Consider the following 17574-nt stretch of genomic DNA (forward strand, 5'->3'; position numbering starts at 1 on the left):
CTCAAAGCAATGAACTACTATATCATCATTCCGGCTCATAACGAGGAAGTCTTCCTTAGGGAGGCTCTGGAGAGTGTTCTTGCACAAACCAAGCTTCCGGACAAAGTGATAGTGGTAAATGACCACTCTACAGACGCTACCGGAAACATCCTTGATGAGTTTGCAATGCGTTATCCTTTTATTAAAGCATTGCATAGCCGTTCTTCTGATGAGCATTTACCGGGGAGTAAAGTAGTGGCCGCTTTTAATAAAGGTCTGGAACTCCTGGATGATGAATTCGATTTTATAGTGAAATTAGACGCAGATGTTGTTCTTCCTAAGGGGTACTTTTCAAAAATTGAAGCAATTTTTAGCGCTTCACCAAGCGTTGGAATCGCCGGGGGATTTGCATATGAAAAGAATGAGGATGGAATATGGGAATTAAATCATCCTATGGATACCGATCATGTACGCGGAGCTTTTAAAGCGTATTCTAAGGCTTGTTTTAAGGCAATGGGTGGACTGAAAGTTGCTATGGGATGGGACACTACAGATGAATTGCTTGCGCAATACCACGGCTTTGAAATAGTGACCGATGATTCCCTGAAGGTTAAACATCAACGACCTATTGGCGCCGCATATAACAGCAAAGCAAGACGTTCACAGGGAAAAGCCATGTATCTGATGAGATATGGATGGGTGATCTCCCTGATAGCTTCCTTAAAAATGGCCTGGAAAAATAAAAAGACCAGAATTGTAAAAGACAATCTGCTGGGATATTGGGAGGCAAAACAAGAAGGCACCCCTTTTATTGTTTCAGCAAAGGAAGGGCGTTATATTCGAAAATTGCGTTGGAATAGGATTCTCAAAAAACTAGTCTAGCACTTCTTCGATAGGACTGCCCGTTGTTCCATTCGGAAATGCAATTCCCAACAAAGTGGCAATGGTTGGGGCTATATCCGTAATTTCAGTACGCTCAACGGTACTCCCCTTGGTGATACCCTTTCCATAGAATAATAATGGTACATGAGTGTCATAGGAAAAAGGAGAGCCGTGGGTAGATCCTGTTTCAGGATAATATACCACAGCCGGGTCTAGCACTAACAATACATCTCCGGATCGTTTTTGATTGTAGCCATTTTGTATGATATAAGGAATACCTTGGGTGTAGTTATTCTGAACCATTTGATGACCGGTATATACATTACTAATACCATCATAACCCAACAATTCCTGCCCGATAGCTTGTTGCACTTCCTCTACTTTCAGGTCGAGATTTTTAATAACTTCATGATCCAGAAAGAACTGTGCATTGCTATAGTTTTTAATGAGGTTAGCATCACCATAGGTGAAAGACATAAATTCTTTAAACTTAGCACTCATCCCCCTAGAATCCATATATCCGGCAGGTATCTTCTGATCTCGTAAATACCCTGGCACATCCACTGCCCCGTGATCTGAGGTTAGAAACACCAGGTACTCTCCCGTTCCAATCTTCTTGTCTAAGACCTTGAGTAAACGTTCCAGGTCCTGGTCTAGCCGTAGATAGGTATCCTGAATTTCCTTAGAATTGACCCCAAATTGGTGCCCAACGTAATCTGTGCTACTAAAACTAATGGCCAAAAAATCTGTGATCGGATCCTCTCCCAATCCTTCACCTTCCAAAGCTGCCAGGGCAAAATCTGTAGTAAGACTATTGCCATAAGGCGTTCCTTTTAGGATATCGAACTGATTGTTATTCTCCCAGATGGCAGGCAGGTCGTGGGGAAAAACCGGTGCGGTTTCACCTCCAAAAGATCCTTCATAATTGTTGTCATCTGCTCCACTTTCTACATAGGTCTTTATGTCTTTAAGTGGCTCCCATATTTTCTTATATTTTTCACTTGCATTTGATTTGTTGAAATCTCTTACCCATTTTGGAAGATCCTCCATATAATACGTACTGCTGATCCAATCTCCTTCTTTTCCCCCGTTGAACCAATAAGCGGCATTGGCCATATGACCTCCCGGTAGAACAGCTCCCCGATCTTTTAGAGCGAGAGCAATTACTTTTCCCCTCTTCTGTGTAAAAAGTCGTAACTCATCCGTAATTGTTGTAACGGTCATCCAATGAGGAGACATCTTTCCGGCATCTGTATCCGTCCCTACAGAATTATAAAGGCTATCGGAAGCACAGTAAACGACCTTGCCGGACGATTTATCATACCAGTTGTTTCCTATGATGCCGTGAACCGATGGAGTGGTGCCTGTATAAACAGAGGTATGACCGGGACCTGTTGTAGTTGGAGCATAATTAAAGTGATTGTTTTTACATGTAAAACCTCCGTTCACCATCCGTTTAAATCCTCCTTCTCCATAATGATCCCAAAAACGGGTTAGGTAGTCATAACGCATCTGGTCTACCACGATCCCCACCACCAATTTGGGACGGCTTGCCAATGGATCGCCAGCCAGATTCTGTGCAGATGTTTCGGGTAAGAGAGAACCAAAGCTGAAACTTGCAAGTGCCAGCAAAAAGAGTAATTTTTTCATATTCTAGGCATATCTAACAAAAATAAATAAATAAACCCTATAAATTTTAATTCAGGGTTATATCCCCGTTAATATTATTATTTTTACAGGAAGAAGCATTCCTTTGCCCATGAATTATATATCTTCTATTGGCAGCTATTCCATAATGGTACGAGAGGTTTTTAAAAAACCAACCAAGTGGCCAATAATGAAATCCCTTATTTTAAAGGAAATTGATGAATTGATCTATGGATCTATGGGCATCATCATTTTTATCTCCTTCTTTATCGGAGGTGTAGTGGCTATTCAAACAGCCCTGAACATAAATAATCCTTTAATTCCACGGAATCTGATCGGTTTTGCAACACGTCAATCCGTTATCCTTGAATTTGCCCCCACCTTTACTTCCATTATCATGGCAGGAAAAGTGGGTTCTTATATTACTTCGAGCATTGGCACCATGAGGGTAACTGAACAAATTGATGCGCTGGAGGTTATGGGGGTAAATTCTTTGAATTATCTGGTTTTTCCCAAGATCATCGCCATGTTCCTGTATCCCTTTGCCATAGCCATCGCTATGTATGTTGGCATTTTTGGCGGTTGGATCGCCGGTGTTCTTGGCGGATTTAGCACGAGTGCCGACTTTGTGGAAGGACTTCAACTAGATTTCATCCCCTTTCACGTAACCTATTCCTTTATAAAATCTGTAGTTTTTGCATTTGTCATCGCTACCGTTCCCTCCTATCATGGATATTATATGAAGGGAGGAGCCCTTGAAGTCGGAAAGGCCAGTACCACTGCTTTTGTATGGACGAGTGTGGTGATCATTATTTTAAATTATGTGCTTACACAACTCTTATTAGGCTAATGATAGAAGTTAACAACATACATAAATCTTTTGGAGAGGCCCATGTTCTCAAAGGCATCACGACTACTTTTGAAAAAGGAAAGACCAACCTGATCATTGGCTCTAGTGGTTCCGGAAAAACCGTCTTTATCAAATGCCTGCTGGGTTTACTAATACCGGAACAAGGCACTATTAGCTACAACGGACGTATCTATGCCAAGTTGGAACCTAGTGAACAACGAGATCTAAGACAGGAAATGGGAATGGTTTTTCAGGGCAGTGCCTTATTCGATTCCATGACCGTAGAAGGAAATGTTATGTTTCCTCTGGATATGTTCACCAAACAGTCTAAATCCGAGATGTTAGACAGGGTCAATTTTGTGTTGAAGCGCGTCAACCTGCAAGACGCCAATGACAAATATCCGGCAGAGATCTCGGGCGGGATGCAAAAAAGGGTTGCCATCGCCAGAGCAATCGTTATGAATCCCAGATACCTTTTTTGTGATGAGCCAAATTCCGGACTCGATCCCAAAACGGCCATTCTTATAGATAACCTTATCCAGGAAATTACACAAGAATACGACATCACCACTGTTATCAATAGTCACGATATGAATTCGGTGATGGAAATAGGGGAAAAGATCATCTTCTTAAAGGACGGCCATAAAGAATGGGAAGGTTCTAATAAAGAGATCTTTAAAACAGATAATGCCGCGGTCACGAATTTTGTGTACTCCTCCGAACTTTTCAAAAAAGTGCGTCAGATGTATATAGAAGAGCGCAATTAATCACTCTTTATCTTCACAAGTATTTTATCGTCCTTTAGGCGAATCTTAAGCCAATCGTTCAGTTTTTTAGAATCCGCTAGTATCTTTTGCAGATCATTTGGATCTTTCCATTTCACTTCAAACACGGGGATGGTATCCTGAGAATTAAAATCTGTGCTAATAACGTAGGAAAAAGACATTGCTGCCAGATTCTCGTAATTGCTCCTGGCCTCTGCGCTGATATCATTAAAGGGTATTTGTTTGTTGGCAAAGGAACTTAAGTCGGCCAATTCTTGTTCCAACAGCAGAATGCGTTCATCCTTTGTGAGCAATTCGGCTTTTTTTGCTTCATAAAGTTCATTCACATAGTTGAATTTTTGCTCTGAATCATCCTGCCCGCCCTGAAATATCTTTAATTCTGTGTTCTCTAGTTTAGAGTATCGACTCTTTTGATTTTGCCAGGTGGCGATCACATTTTCGGGGATCGTTTCATCACCCATGGTCACTAATTCAATGGAAGAAACTCCTTCAGGATTATACTTTATTTCGGTCAAATTTTTCATGAATCTTCCGTTGCCTTTGAATTGGTAGATCTCTATGGACTTATGGATAAGGTCATTTGCCTGGTTCATAAAGCGCGATTCCTGAAATACATTATAAAAAGTAAATCCGGCAGGGATCATCACCAGGAGAGCAACAAGAGATGCTATTCTTGCGGTTAGCCTACGCTTGGCAGAATCGGCATACTTTACCATCGGAAAGCGAAGTAGTTTTAGAACTAAAAAGGTGGCCAGACCAATAAAGATGGTATTGATAATAAACAAATACATGGCTCCGGCAGCAAAATTCAAATTCCCTATAGCCAATCCAAAACCAACTGTACAAAGCGGAGGCATAAGGGCGGTTGCAATGGCAACCCCAAATATTACACTCGCAATAGTACCCTTCTTGGCCCTGGCAATGACCAAGGCAAGTCCGCCAAAAAATGCAATAAGCACATCTCTTATATCCGGTTTTGTTCGAGCTAAAAGTTCAGAAGATTCATCGCGTAAGGGAAAAAATTCAAAGAATAAATAAGCCGTTAAAACACTAAGAACAACCATCACGGCAAAACTTCGCAAAGACCGTCGTAAGGTATCTATGTCGTTAACCGCTATGGCCATGCCTATTCCTAAAATTGGTCCCATTAGTGGACTAATTAACATCGCTCCAATGACCACCGCTGTTGAATTGGCATTAAGTCCTATAGAGGCAATAAATATAGAACATACAAGGATCCAGGCAGTATGTCCTTTAAAAGGGATATCGGCAATAATTGCCTCTTTGGTAGCTACCTTATCGGTGTTTTTACGAATATCCAACAACTCGGTCAGAAATACCTTGGTAGAGCCCATAAAGCCCTTAAACTCCTTTTTAACATCCTCTGCTCCTTTGATATCGTCTTCTGAAGACGGATCATTCTGTTTATTCATTTTGTATCCTATTATCCGTATTGTTCACCAAATGTTGCTTTGGTCCTGGCAACGAGCTCTTTAATATTTTGTTCCTTTGCTTTTGGAACTATCATTAATACATCTTCTTTATCTACAATGATATAATCATCGAGCCCTTCTATGACCGCTACTTTTCCCTTGGGTAAGCGAACCATATTACCACTAGCGTCAAGATCCAGCAATTTTCCGTTCACTACTACATTTTGCTGGTCATCCTTCCCCAACTTATCATATAAGGATCCCCAGGTTCCCAGATCATTCCAGTCAAAACTAGCTGGTAAAACAAAGATCGCCTTCGCCCTCTCAAGGATGGCATAATCTATGGAAACATTTTCTGCCTTTGGATAGTTTTCCTGAATAAACCCTTGTTCCTTCTCGGTATTGTAGGCAGGAATTCCCCTGCGAAATAATTCATACTGAGTTGGCTGATGCTCCTGAAAGGCCCTAATAATGGTTTGTACACTCCACATAAAAATCCCCGCATTCCAAAGGAAATTCCCTTGTTCTAAAAACGACTTTGCCGTTTGATAATCCGGTTTCTCGCGGAACTGTATCACTTCCTTTAAGGTTTCTTCTTGTGCCTTATTAAATTCTATATATCCAAAACCTGTATTTGGAAAAGAAGGTTGAATTCCCAGAGTACAAAGCACTTCTTCAGCTTCGCACTTTTGAAAACACTGAACTACATCTGCGGCAAACGCATCTTCATCCTCTATCCAATGATCACTTGGTGCCACAATCATCATCCCTTCCGAATTCATTTTCTGAATTTTAAGCGCGGCATAGAGAATGCAGGGTGCCGTATTTCTCATCGCCGGCTCCAATACAACCTGCTCTTGTTTAATCATAGGTAATTGCTGCATTACCAGATCATTGTAGCGTTCGTTGGTCAGGATCAAGATGTTTTGTGTTGGCACAAAAGCATTTAAACGCTTAAAGGTCTTTTGGATCAAAGTTTCCCCAGTACCCAACATGTCATGGAACTGTTTTGGATTGTTAGCGGTGCTCACGGGCCAAAAGCGCGATCCTACGCCGCCTGCCATTAATACCGCATAATAATTCTTATTTATCATGAATAAATTCCTTTAAGAGTTCTACCTCAGCGTTCGGTTGAAATAAATATAATCTTCCTGTTTTTAGCTCAACACATTCATATCGTTTTACTTTTCTATTTCCTTTTTTAAAGATGCGCCCATTGTATAATCTAAAAATACTGCCAAACGGTAATTCACATACAAAAGTACGATCTGCATGAGGATCATAATGCTTCAAAGCTATGGCTAATTTTGCATCTGTACCGCTACTAGCCTTTGGATTGCGAAAATGTTTCGCCAAAAGGGGCAAAAGGGAAGATGGGAATACAGTCGGCCTTATAAAGGGAAGCATTAAATATTGAAAGGTATCTTTCCATTCCTTGCCATGAGGTTTTATACGTCTTCCATATGTTTCAAAAGCTACCAAATGGGCTATTTCATGAATCAAGGTGATCAGAAATCGATAAGGATTCAGCGTTGCATTCACGGTAATCTGATGAGCCCCACCCGGCAATAGGCGATAGTCCCCATGACGCGTCACCCGTTCATTCACCACTTTTAAGTGCACCTGGTATGTCCTGATAAGTTCAAGACAAGGGTCTATTGCCCGTTCTGGTAAATATTTCTGCAAAATGCCGTCCATGTCACAAAAATAAGGTTTATACTATTTACTGAACTGTGAATTTGACCAAATAAAATAACCCTTTTTAGGTTTAGATGTCTATATAAACAGGCCATGCTCACCAGTGAAAATTTAAAACAACAAGGTAGTACTAAGGAGTAGATTTGGACACTTGCAGTAATTTCCCATTGTATAGTTGATGACCCTTCAGGGCAAAGTCCATTATATAAGTTGCCATTTGGTCTGCTGTAACAGGCGCCTTGTATCCGGGAAAGGCTTCCTCCAGCATTTCTGTTTGTACAGCCCCAAGGGCCAGCACATTAAATGAAGGACCCGTTTCCTTAAATTCTTCCGCCAGTAATTCAGTTAAGGTAATTACAGCTCCTTTGCTTGAACTATAGGCCGCCAATCCCGGGAATTTAGCACTCCCCTGAACGCCTCCCATAGAACTAATGGTAAGCACATGTCCGTTAGCAGGCATAAAGGGGATCACGGTTTTGTTCAGTGCAGCAACTCCAAATACATTTACCCGATATACCATATCGAACATATCGAGGCTGGTTTCCAGGAAGGGCTTATTGACAAGCAACCCTGCATTATGGATCAAAATATCCACTTTTTTCCACTGTAATTTTATAAACTCGGCTACCTTCTTTAAAGATTCATCATCGGTTATATCAAAGGAAAAACAATGAATATTAACGTGTTTGAGATCACTTATGGGTTGCGCGTTTCGCGATAAGGCCAAAACCTGATGCCCTTCTTGTGCGAATTGAACAGCCAACTCATAGCCAATTCCTCTGCTACATCCTGTAATAATTACGTTCGCCATTAGTCTAGTACGATCTCTTTGATTTCTGCGTTGGTGATTCCCTGAACCACCGGTATCATTTTATTTACCACTTGGGCCATATGTGCAAAATCCATGATATTAGCCTCATCACCTACTTTATGATAGTGGTCAAAGTTCGTAAAATCGAAGGTAGAAAAAGTATGTGCAGGGATCTTAAAGACTTCATAGAAAGGATAATTGTCTGAACGTTTAAACAAATTGTATCCCTCGGCAGTAGGTAAGAATCCTACGATTTTTTCGCCGGCATACTCATTACTGACTGCAGCTACGTTAGACATATTAAAACCGGTAGCATATACGAGATAGTCCTTGTCTGTCATGGGCACTCCTGTCATCTCAAAATTGAGTACCGCATAAAGATCGACTCCCTCTGCCTTCATTTTTTTGGCCAGGTGTGCAGATCCTTTCAAGCCCTTTTCTTCGGCACTAAAGAAGGCGAAGATCAAGGTGCGCTTATTAACATTGGCTTTGGCAAAATAACGAGCCAATTCTAACACGGTAGCCGTTCCGGTGGCATTGTCATTGGCTCCATTCGCAATAGAGTCGCCATTTTGTGCACTCAATACTCCAATATGATCATAATGAGCACCAACTAACACTACTTCATTCTTTAAAGAAGGATCATTCCCTTCCAATACGCCAACAATGTTATAAGCAGTTGATTCGTAATTACTTAAAGTGTCCTGGTAGGCGTTGTAATACGATCCTATTTTATTCGCTTCCAGGTTTTCAATAAGAAAGGATGCAGCCATATCTATTCCTTCCGAACCTGTATCCCTTCCTTTTAGCGCATCGGATGCCAAAAAGTTCATATGGGTACCAATAAGAGTGGCATTTGAGAAATTGGCAATGTCTATCTCATCAGCAGAGGGCACATTCTGAGTGGACTTGCAAGACATAAGCGCTATAAGAATTATAAGTATCAGGCTTCTTTTCATTTTTTTATATTTATTCATCAAAAAAGCATTCACCAGCTACATGAATGCTTTTTTGAAATGATTAAGATATTGTTATATACATTTGTATGTTATGCCAGCATAGTTACCGGATTCTCCATATACGCCCTGAGAGTTTGTAAGAACTGAGCCCCGGTTGCGCCATCCACTGTTCTGTGATCACAAGCCAGTGTAAGTTTCATAGTACTTCCCACTACGATCTCCCCGTTTTTCACTACAGGCTTTTCAACAATGGCACCTACAGATAATATTGCCGAATTGGGCTGGTTAATGATGGAGGTAAATTCCAGAATTCCAAACATACCCAAATTAGAGACGGTAAAAGTGCTGCCCTCCATTTCTGCCGGTGTTAGTTTTTTAATACGCGCTCTTCCTGCAAGATCTTTTACGGCCCCACCAATCTGTGTAAGGCTAAGCTGATCAGCAAATTTAAGCACAGGAACCACGAGTCCGTCATCGACGGCTACCGCAACGCCAACATGAATATGCTTGTTGTAACGAGTTGTATCTCCGTTCCAACTTGTATTTACCTGAGGGTGTTTTAGAAGTGCCATGGCACAAGCCTTTACCACCAGATCATTAAAGGATACTTTGGTATCTGGTAAATTGTTTATATGAGCCCTGGACTGTGCAGCATTGGCCATATCTACCTCAATAGTAAGATAGTAATGAGGTGCGGTGAACTTAGATTCGCTCAAACGCTTCGCAATTACTTTACGCATTTGAGAGTTCTTTATTTCTTCCGATCCTTCCTCGCCTACAGGCAGACTCACTGGCGCAGAGGACTGAACTTGTGCCACAGGAGTATCGGCAGTGGCCGCAACTTCTGAAGGTTTGAAATTCTCAATATCTCGCTTGACGATCCTACCATGATCCCCGGATCCCTTTACATTGGCAAGGTTTATTCCTTTGTCTTCGGCCATTTTTTTCGCCAAAGGCGAAACAAATAATCGCTGTCCGTCATGAGCTACGGCCGTATTCGTTGGTTCAATTTCTTTTGTTTCCGCAACTTCCTGAATTGCGATTTCTTTATCTGATTTCTCGGGTGCAGATGTTGATTTATTATTCAAGACCGCGTCAACATCCGTTCCTTTCGGGCCTATAATAGCAAGAACATCATCTACGGGAGCAGATTCACCTTCTTTGATCCCTATGTACAGCAGATTCCCTGAATAGAACGATTCAAACTCCATAGTAGCCTTGTCTGTTTCAATTTCGGCCAGGATATCTCCCTCTTCCACGTCATCCCCTACTTTCTTGAGCCAGGTAGCAACGGTACCTTCTTCCATGGTATCGCTTAAACGAGGCATTTTAATCACTTCTACTCCTTGGGGTATTGTAGAACCCTCTTTGTCAGAGACCTTAGTTTCGGGGGCAGTTTGCTTTTCTGCTTCGGCAGTTTTCGGAGCTTCATTTTTAGGACTTGACACCGATGCCCCGCCATTTATAAGTCCGGAAATATCTTCTCCTTCATCACCAATGATTGCCAGCAGGGAATCTACAGGAGCACCATCTCCTTCTGCAATTCCAATATGTAAAAGTGTTCCTTCATGAAACGATTCGAACTCCATAGTAGCCTTGTCCGTTTCAATTTCCGCCAATATATCACCCTCTTCTACTTTATCCCCTACCTTCTTAAGCCATTTTGCCACGGTACCTTCTTCCATGGTATCACTAAGCCTGGGCATATTTATGATCTCTGCCATGTATCTATAATTTGTGTTCTATAAACGGATAGTCCTTTTGTTCGTAAACCATGTCATACAATTGCTGAACAGGCGGATAATCTGACTCCTCAGCGAATTTCTCACATTCTTTTACCAAATTCTTTACCCTGTCATTAATAGCCTTAATCTCGTCTTCTGAAGCGTATTTCTTTTCCTTGATCACTTCCAAAACCTGTGTGATAGGATCTATTTTTTTGTATTCTTCCACCTCATCTTTAGTGCGATAATGTTGTGCATCAGACATTGAATGCCCTCTGTAGCGATACGTTTTCATCTCCAGAAAGGTAGGGCCTCCTCCGCTTCTGGCCCTTTCAATCGCCTTACTCATTTCTTCAGCAACCGTAACGGGATCCATCCCGTCTACAGGCCCACATGGCATTTCATATCCCAGACCTAATTTCCAAATTTCAGTGGAGTGTGAGGTTCTAGCTACGGAAGTACCCATGGCATATCCATTATTTTCGCAGACAAATACAACGGGTAATTGCCATAGCATTGCAAGGTTAAATGATTCGTGAAGTGAACCCTGGCGTACGGCACCATCTCCCATATAGCAAAGGGTTACGGCATCTCGTTTAAAATATTTATCAGCAAAAGCAAGTCCGGCTCCTAAAGGTATCTGGCCACCTACAATTCCGTGACCCCCGTAAAAACGATGTTCCTTTGAAAAAATATGCATAGACCCACCCATTCCCTTTGAGGTACCGGTAACCTTTCCATATAATTCTGCCATAACTCTGCGAGGATCCTCGCCCATGCCAATAGGTTGTACATGATTCCGATAGGCTGTGATCATCCTATCTTTGGTTAAATCCATCGCATGCAATGCCCCCGCCAGTACAGCTTCTTGCCCATTGTATAAATGGAGGAATCCACGAACTTTCTGTTGGATATAGACGGCCGCCAATTTGTCTTCAAACTTTCTCCAAAATAGCATGTCCTCATACCATTTTAAGTAGACCTCCTTGGTAATTTTTTTCATTCAAAGATTTGTTTAATCGTTAATACCCCACACCTGCTAGTGAACTCTCCTATCCTGTTAGCAGAAGAAAACAAAAATACACATTATATTCATAGTGAAAAAGAAATGGGAAAAAAGCTTAGAGTGCATTAAAGTAAGGTGAATAGGCGATTTCTGATCCCAGTAATTTCTTTACTTTTTAAGAAAATCACTTCCGAATGCCAAGGGCAAGATATCCGCTACAGAACGGCATTTATAGATGGGCCCCTCGCCCCCCATCAGGATCAATTCAATGGGTCTTTCTTGTTTGTTCTCATATTCAAATATAGACTGTCTGCAATTTCCGCATGGCGCTGCAGGTTCCTTGGTTATCTGGCTTTCTGAGCTTGCCACAATAGCGATCTTTACAATTGGAATGCCGGGGAATTTCGCGCCAGCCTGAAAAACCGCAACACGCTCTGCACAAAGGCCCGAAGGATAAGATGCATTTTCCTGATTATTCCCTATGACAACTTGTTTATTTTCCAATAAAACAGCGGCCCCAACTTTAAAATTTGAATAAGGGGCATAGGCATTTTCCTTGGCTTTGAGAGCCAGGTCTATTAGCTCGAGATCTTCCTTGGGAAGTTCCGCAAACGATTCAAATATGGTTAATTGGAAAGAAAGAGTTTTGCTTCTCATCAAGTAAATATACAATTCCTTACCCCCTAAAATAAAAAAACCTGCTCGAAGGCAGGTTTATTATCAGGTATTGTTTTTTAATTATTGATGAATTCTTCCCCCAGGTTAAATGTAAGAGAAAAGCGCAGGGTATTTTCCAGCGGATTTCGCACCTGTGAGGATGAAAACAAATAGGATAGGTCTATCTGAGCCGACTTAAACTTAAACCCGGCACCCAGGGCAAAGAATTTCCTGGAACCTTTTAATTCGCTTTCATTGAAATACCCGGTTCTAACCATAAAGGATTGCTGATAGGAATATTCTGCTCCCAATGCCCAGGTGAACTCTTTGAATTCTTCGCTCAAACCATCCGGAGCATCTCCAAAGGATTCAAATACACCGTTCAGAAAACCAATTTGTTGGTATTCATCATTATCTGCCGAATCTACATCCCCATCGCCATCAAAATCTCTGGGAGTGGGAACCAATAACTTGTTAAACTCTGCGGTAATTCCAAGTACATTGTCCTCATCGAGAATAAAATCGAATCCGGCACCAAACTTTAAGTTAGTAGGAAGAAAGTTCTCCTGTCCGCCTTCATCATATTGAATTTTCCCTCCCAGATTGGAAATATTGAATCCGGCTCGCCATCGTCCGTTAAAACTGGAAAAGGCTACCTCTTTAGATCTGTAATATCCTGCCACATCAACTGCAAAAGAGCTAGCGGCCTGAGAATCTACATTACTGATCTCAGGTAATCTGAGATTTGATCTTATAAATCGGCCAGCCACCGCCATAGAGAATTGATCGCTCAGTTTGAGAGCATACGATCCATCCAAAGCTAATTCGTTTGGCTTTGCCAAAGTACCGGGATCATTCGCAAACTGCCTCAGTTCAATTTCACCCAAGGTAAAATAGCGCAAACTAAAGGCAAAAGCACTCCTATCATTGATCTTATTGTAAAAACTACCGTTAAGCAGAGAGATATCAGTGATAATACTTTCAAGGTATGGGGTATAACTAACGCCAATCCCCATTTTTCTCTCCGCAAAAGCGAATTTCGCCGGATTCCATTGCTGCGAAAAAGCGTCTGCAGAAGTGGCAACTCCCATATCTCCCATACCTGCCGCACGGGCATCAGCCGCAATGGTCAGGAAGGGCACAGCAGTAGTGATCACTCTTTCTTGTTGTGCAAATCCTTTACAAACAAATATTAACAATATGACGCCAACTAATTTTTTCATTTTTTTCACACCTATCAAGATTAGATAAATCCTTCATAGTTCTAAGCAACCCTACTATCTACAAGTATACGGGCAGGCTCGGAAGAGGGCAGGTAGTTATTTCACTCCTGCATTCTCTCAGGATTAATTATTGGTACATGTGGTAAACGGCCTTTTTGAAAATATCTTGTATAAAAGATGATATTATTTCAGTAGTAGTAGGGTTCAACCTTAGGTATTTCATCGATACGCTTCCGTTTCACTTGGTTCCACCACAGAGAACGTCATTTTATGATCAAGGTTATACACAAAGAATATCCCGGCTTCATACTATAATGATATTTGTTCCGTTATGAATTTGTAAAGATGGCCTGATATCATATGGTATAAGGCTCTCAATTATTTTAACGGCCGCAAAATATTATGTCAAAAACATCGTTTAAGTAGCCGAAAGTCTTATAAAATCACTAAACACAGGATTATTCCGTTAGGAGGATCCAATTTTTAAAAAGTCCGAAAGGAATAGAGGTCACGTCATTAAGCCCAAATCGTGAATAGAAAGTTTATAAAAATGACCTCTAACAAATTATTTAAATCAAAGATCAACAGATGAAAAAACAATTTATCAAAGTTGTACTCTCTTGCACAGTGCTAGTTGCAGGTTTTACAGTTACCAGCTGCAAAAAATCCTCTAGTTCAAAAAATACTTCTCGCGCCACTGGCTGGAAGATCAATGCTAAAGAAGGTGGTTTTCAATACAACTCCGATTTTAAGGAGCAGGAAACATCTCCCGGTCTTGTCTTTATTGAAGGAGGTACATTTACAAAAGGGAAAGTACAGGATGATGTTATGCACGACTGGAACAATACACCTAGTTCACAACACGTGCAGTCTTTTTATATGGATGAAACTGAGGTCACCAATGTCATGTATTTGGAATACCTGGATTATCTGAAAAGTGTCTATCCTCCAGAAAATCCAAAATATGCCAATATTTATAAAGGTGCCCTTCCGGATACTTTGGTTTGGAGGAACCGATTAGGTTTTAATGAGACAATGACCAATAACTACCTTCGTCATCCTGCCTACGCAGAATATCCAGTAGTTGGGGTAAACTGGATCCAGGCTACTCAATTTGCAGAGTGGAGAACGGACAGGGTAAATGAAGCCGTTTTAGAACGGGAAGGATTCCTGGCCAAGGATGCCAAATACCAGGCAGTTACCGGAGAGGTTGCGGGCACTTTTAATACCGAGGCCTATTTGAACAAGCCAGAATCTGTATATAATGGTCAAATAGACTCATTACAAGGAAATAAAAAGAAGGATTCTGTATCTGTCTTTGCAAAACGAAGCAGCGGGATCATTTCTCCGGAATACAGACTTCCTACTGAAACTGAGTGGGAATATGCAGCAGCTGCCTTACAAGGTAGTAGAGAATACAATAACTACCGTGGAAGAAAGAAATATCCATGGGAAGGTGAATATACCAGAAACGGGCAACGTGTTGGTCGTGGTGACCAATTGGCCAACTTTAAACAAGGAAAGGGAGATTACGGCGGAATTGCAGGATGGTCTGACGATGGTGCTGATATCACTGCCGAAGTAAAATCTTATAAGCCAAATGATCTTGGATTGTATGACATGGCAGGTAATGTTGCCGAATGGGTAGCCGATGTTTACAGGCCTATAGTTGATGACGAAATAAGTGACTTTAACTACTATCGTGGTAATATTTATACGAAATCGGCAATAGGGGAAGATGGAAAGGTAAAAATCCTAAGAGATAGTATCGTTTTTGATACCTTACCTAATGGTAAAGTAGTAGCGGTAAATCTTCCCGGAGAGATCCTTACGGTACCGGTTGATGAAAATGAAACATATTTAAGAACCAATTTCTCCGATAGTGACAACAGAGGATATAGAGATGGAGATTTGGGATCTACAAGATTTTTTGATCGCTTTAGCGAAGATGAGGATCCGGCAGACCAACGTAAAATGTACGATTCTCCAAAGCATCAAGTAGAAAGAGATTCTACAGGAACTATTGTTAGAGGTTATGATACCAGTAACGAGCGTACTACCCTTATTAATGACGAAGTGAGAGTTTATAAAGGTGGATCATGGAGAGACAGGGCCTATTGGTTAGACCCGGCTCAGCGAAGATTCTTACCGCAATATATGGCAACAGATTACATTGGTTTCCGTTGTGCGATGTCTAGGGTAGGTTCCAAGGCCAAAACCAAAAATAAGACCGTACGTGGCAAAAAAGCCAAATAAGATCTAAGAAGCATATTTAAAAAAGCCCCGACAAAATGTCGGGGCTTTTTTTATCTTTAGACCATGAAAATTGAGGAACTCTATACAATTTTTTTAAAATATCCATCGGTATCAACAGATACCCGGAAGATCAGTAAAAATTGCCTGTTCTTTGCCCTAAAGGGTCCAAACTTTAACGGAAATAAATTTGCACTAGACGCCCTGGCTAAAGGTGCTGCATACGCCATTGTTGATGAAGAGGCATACTGTTTAGATAAGCGATGTATCCTGGTAGAAGAAGTGCTTACAACACTTCAACAACTTGGAACGTATCATCGCCTAAAATCTAAGGCAATCGTAATATCCCTAACCGGTAGCAATGGCAAGACCACTACCAAAGAATTGATCCTGGCGGTGCTGTCCCAGAAATTTAAAACCATAGGTACGCGTGGGAATCTTAATAACCACATAGGGGTGGCACTTACACTACTTTCAATTGAGGAAAATACAGAGATCGCAGTGGTAGAAATGGGAGCAAATCATCAGAAAGAAATTGAATTCCTCTGTTCCCTGGCACAACCAGATCATGGGTATATTACTAATTTCGGAAAGGCTCACCTTGAGGGTTTTGGCGGTATTCAGGGTGTAATTAAAGGTAAAAGCGAATTATACGACTACTTAATATCTCAAAAGAAACATATTTTTTGGAATGCAGACGATCCTATTCAGAAAGAAAAATTACAGGATTATAAACTGAAAACCGGATTTAGCACGCAAGACACATCCCTCCAAAATATCTTATTTTTAGGTGCAAACCCCGCAGTAAAACTGAAGGTGCAGGATGAAACCATAGTAACTCAATTACCAGGGGCTTATAATTTCCCAAACTGTGCTATTGCCGCATTGATGGGCATTTATTTTAAGGTCTCGCTTGGGGATATTAAAAAAGGCATAGAGGGATACCAACCGGAAAATAACAGATCTCAACTCCTTGAAAAAAATGGCCTGCTAATCATGCTCGACGCATATAATGCCAACCCCACAAGTATGAAAGCAGCTTTGGAGGCCTTTACGCAAGTCCCGGGAGATCATAAATCTGTTTTGTTAGGGGATATGTTCGAATTAGGAGACAGTGCGGCAGAAGAGCATCAGATAATCGCATCTATGGTGGAGAAAATGTCTTTTACTAACAGTTTTCTGGTGGGCAAGAATTTTTACCACACAAAAAGCGGATGCCTACCTTTTGAGTCTTATGAAGACTTTTCTGAATATATAAATAGAAACCCACTAAAAAAAGGCGCCCTCTTAATTAAAGGATCCCGGGGAATGCAGCTGGAAAGGGTCCTGGATTTATTGTAAAGTGTCGCATTCGGATGACTTCATAATTGTATTATGCCAGATGAGCAGGATAAAAAGATGATCCTATTTCCTCCGCGGCTGCAATCCTGCCTGAAGGCAGGTAGAAAATCCTTACCCCGCATTTGCGGGGTTTAATTCTTTTATTCCCTTCAAAGGCTCAAACAACTACGGCAAAGGATTACTCACTGCGTTCGTGATACAAAGTCAGTCCCCGGATGCAATTAGAAAATCATAACCCCGCATTTGCGGGGTTTAATTCTTTTATTCCCTTCAAAGGCTCAAACAACTACGGCAAAGGATTACTCACTGCGTTCGTGATCCAAAGT

Annotated in this window: 15 protein-coding genes; 5 read left to right on the forward strand and 10 right to left on the reverse strand. The window is 41.2% G+C overall.

Annotated features, from left to right (window positions below; genetic code table 11):
* Nucleotides 1-9: 9 nt before the first annotated feature.
* Complete coding sequence (locus tag WBM49_RS00640; protein ID WP_424370122.1) at nt 10-861, forward strand: glycosyltransferase; 852 nt, start codon at nt 10-12, stop codon at nt 859-861.
* On the opposite strand, the gene pafA is transcribed toward WBM49_RS00640, so the two are convergent.
* Complete coding sequence (gene pafA / locus WBM49_RS00645; protein ID WP_424370123.1) at nt 853-2511, reverse strand: alkaline phosphatase PafA; 1659 nt, start codon at nt 2509-2511, stop codon at nt 853-855. The genes WBM49_RS00640 and pafA overlap by 9 nt on opposite strands.
* Before the next feature lie 109 nt (nt 2512-2620).
* Between pafA and WBM49_RS00650 the strand changes: the two genes are divergently transcribed.
* Together WBM49_RS00650 and WBM49_RS00655 are read left to right on the forward strand one after the other, a co-directional pair.
* Nucleotides 2621-3358 carry an MlaE family ABC transporter permease gene (locus WBM49_RS00650; RefSeq protein WP_424370124.1) on the forward strand — a complete coding sequence of 246 codons (738 nt, stop codon included), beginning with the start codon at nt 2621-2623 and terminating at the stop codon, nt 3356-3358.
* Nucleotides 3358-4125 carry an ABC transporter ATP-binding protein gene (locus tag WBM49_RS00655; protein WP_424370125.1) on the forward strand — a complete coding sequence of 256 codons (768 nt, stop codon included), beginning with the start codon at nt 3358-3360 and terminating at the stop codon, nt 4123-4125. The genes WBM49_RS00650 and WBM49_RS00655 overlap by 1 nt, the downstream gene beginning before the upstream one ends.
* On the opposite strand, the gene WBM49_RS00660 is transcribed toward WBM49_RS00655, so the two are convergent.
* From WBM49_RS00660 to porV, 9 genes are all read right to left on the reverse strand, one after another.
* A complete protein-coding gene (locus tag WBM49_RS00660) occupies nt 4122-5576 on the reverse strand; it encodes a DUF389 domain-containing protein (protein ID WP_424370126.1) in 1455 nt (484 codons plus the stop codon). The two genes, WBM49_RS00655 and WBM49_RS00660, sit on opposite strands and share 4 nt — an antisense overlap.
* Before the next feature lie 11 nt (nt 5577-5587).
* Nucleotides 5588-6670, reverse strand: a complete 1083-nt coding sequence (locus WBM49_RS00665; protein ID WP_424370127.1) for a mannose-1-phosphate guanylyltransferase — start codon at nt 6668-6670, stop codon at nt 5588-5590.
* On the reverse strand, nt 6660-7274 hold the full coding sequence (locus tag WBM49_RS00670; protein WP_424370128.1) for a SprT-like domain-containing protein: 615 nt from the start codon (nt 7272-7274) through the stop codon (nt 6660-6662). The genes WBM49_RS00665 and WBM49_RS00670 overlap by 11 nt, the downstream gene beginning before the upstream one ends.
* 130 nt (nt 7275-7404) lie before the next feature.
* Nucleotides 7405-8085, reverse strand: a complete 681-nt coding sequence (locus WBM49_RS00675) for an SDR family NAD(P)-dependent oxidoreductase (RefSeq protein ID WP_424370129.1) — start codon at nt 8083-8085, stop codon at nt 7405-7407.
* A complete protein-coding gene (locus tag WBM49_RS00680) occupies nt 8085-9044 on the reverse strand; it encodes a M28 family metallopeptidase (protein WP_424370130.1) in 960 nt (319 codons plus the stop codon). Before WBM49_RS00680 ends, WBM49_RS00675 begins: the two co-directional genes overlap by 1 nt.
* 89 nt (nt 9045-9133) lie before the next feature.
* Nucleotides 9134-10768: a 2-oxo acid dehydrogenase subunit E2 gene (locus WBM49_RS00685; RefSeq protein WP_424370131.1), complete on the reverse strand. Its 1635-nt coding sequence runs from the start codon at nt 10766-10768 to the stop codon at nt 9134-9136.
* Nucleotides 10769-10772: 4 nt separating this feature from the next.
* On the reverse strand, nt 10773-11771 hold the full coding sequence (pdhA, locus tag WBM49_RS00690; RefSeq protein ID WP_424370132.1) for a pyruvate dehydrogenase (acetyl-transferring) E1 component subunit alpha: 999 nt from the start codon (nt 11769-11771) through the stop codon (nt 10773-10775).
* A 171-nt stretch (nt 11772-11942) separates the two neighbouring features.
* The gene (gene cdd, locus WBM49_RS00695) at nt 11943-12431 is read right to left on the reverse strand and encodes a cytidine deaminase (protein WP_424370133.1); all 489 of its coding nucleotides are present in this window, start codon (nt 12429-12431) and stop codon (nt 11943-11945) included.
* A gap of 77 nt (nt 12432-12508) precedes the next feature.
* Nucleotides 12509-13654, reverse strand: a complete 1146-nt coding sequence (porV, locus tag WBM49_RS00700) for a type IX secretion system outer membrane channel protein PorV (RefSeq protein WP_424370134.1) — start codon at nt 13652-13654, stop codon at nt 12509-12511.
* 588 nt (nt 13655-14242) lie between these two features.
* On the opposite strand from porV, the gene gldJ reads away from it, so the two are divergent.
* Both gldJ and WBM49_RS00710 read left to right on the forward strand, forming a co-directional pair.
* On the forward strand, nt 14243-15910 hold the full coding sequence (gene gldJ / locus WBM49_RS00705; protein ID WP_424370135.1) for a gliding motility lipoprotein GldJ: 1668 nt from the start codon (nt 14243-14245) through the stop codon (nt 15908-15910).
* 63 nt (nt 15911-15973) lie between these two features.
* Nucleotides 15974-17248: a UDP-N-acetylmuramoyl-tripeptide--D-alanyl-D-alanine ligase gene (locus tag WBM49_RS00710; RefSeq protein WP_424370136.1), complete on the forward strand. Its 1275-nt coding sequence runs from the start codon at nt 15974-15976 to the stop codon at nt 17246-17248.
* Nucleotides 17249-17574: the final 326 nt, after the last annotated feature.

The organism is Muriicola sp. (genome assembly GCF_049669965.1).
In the GTDB taxonomy this organism is placed as follows: domain Bacteria; phylum Bacteroidota; class Bacteroidia; order Flavobacteriales; family Flavobacteriaceae; genus Muriicola.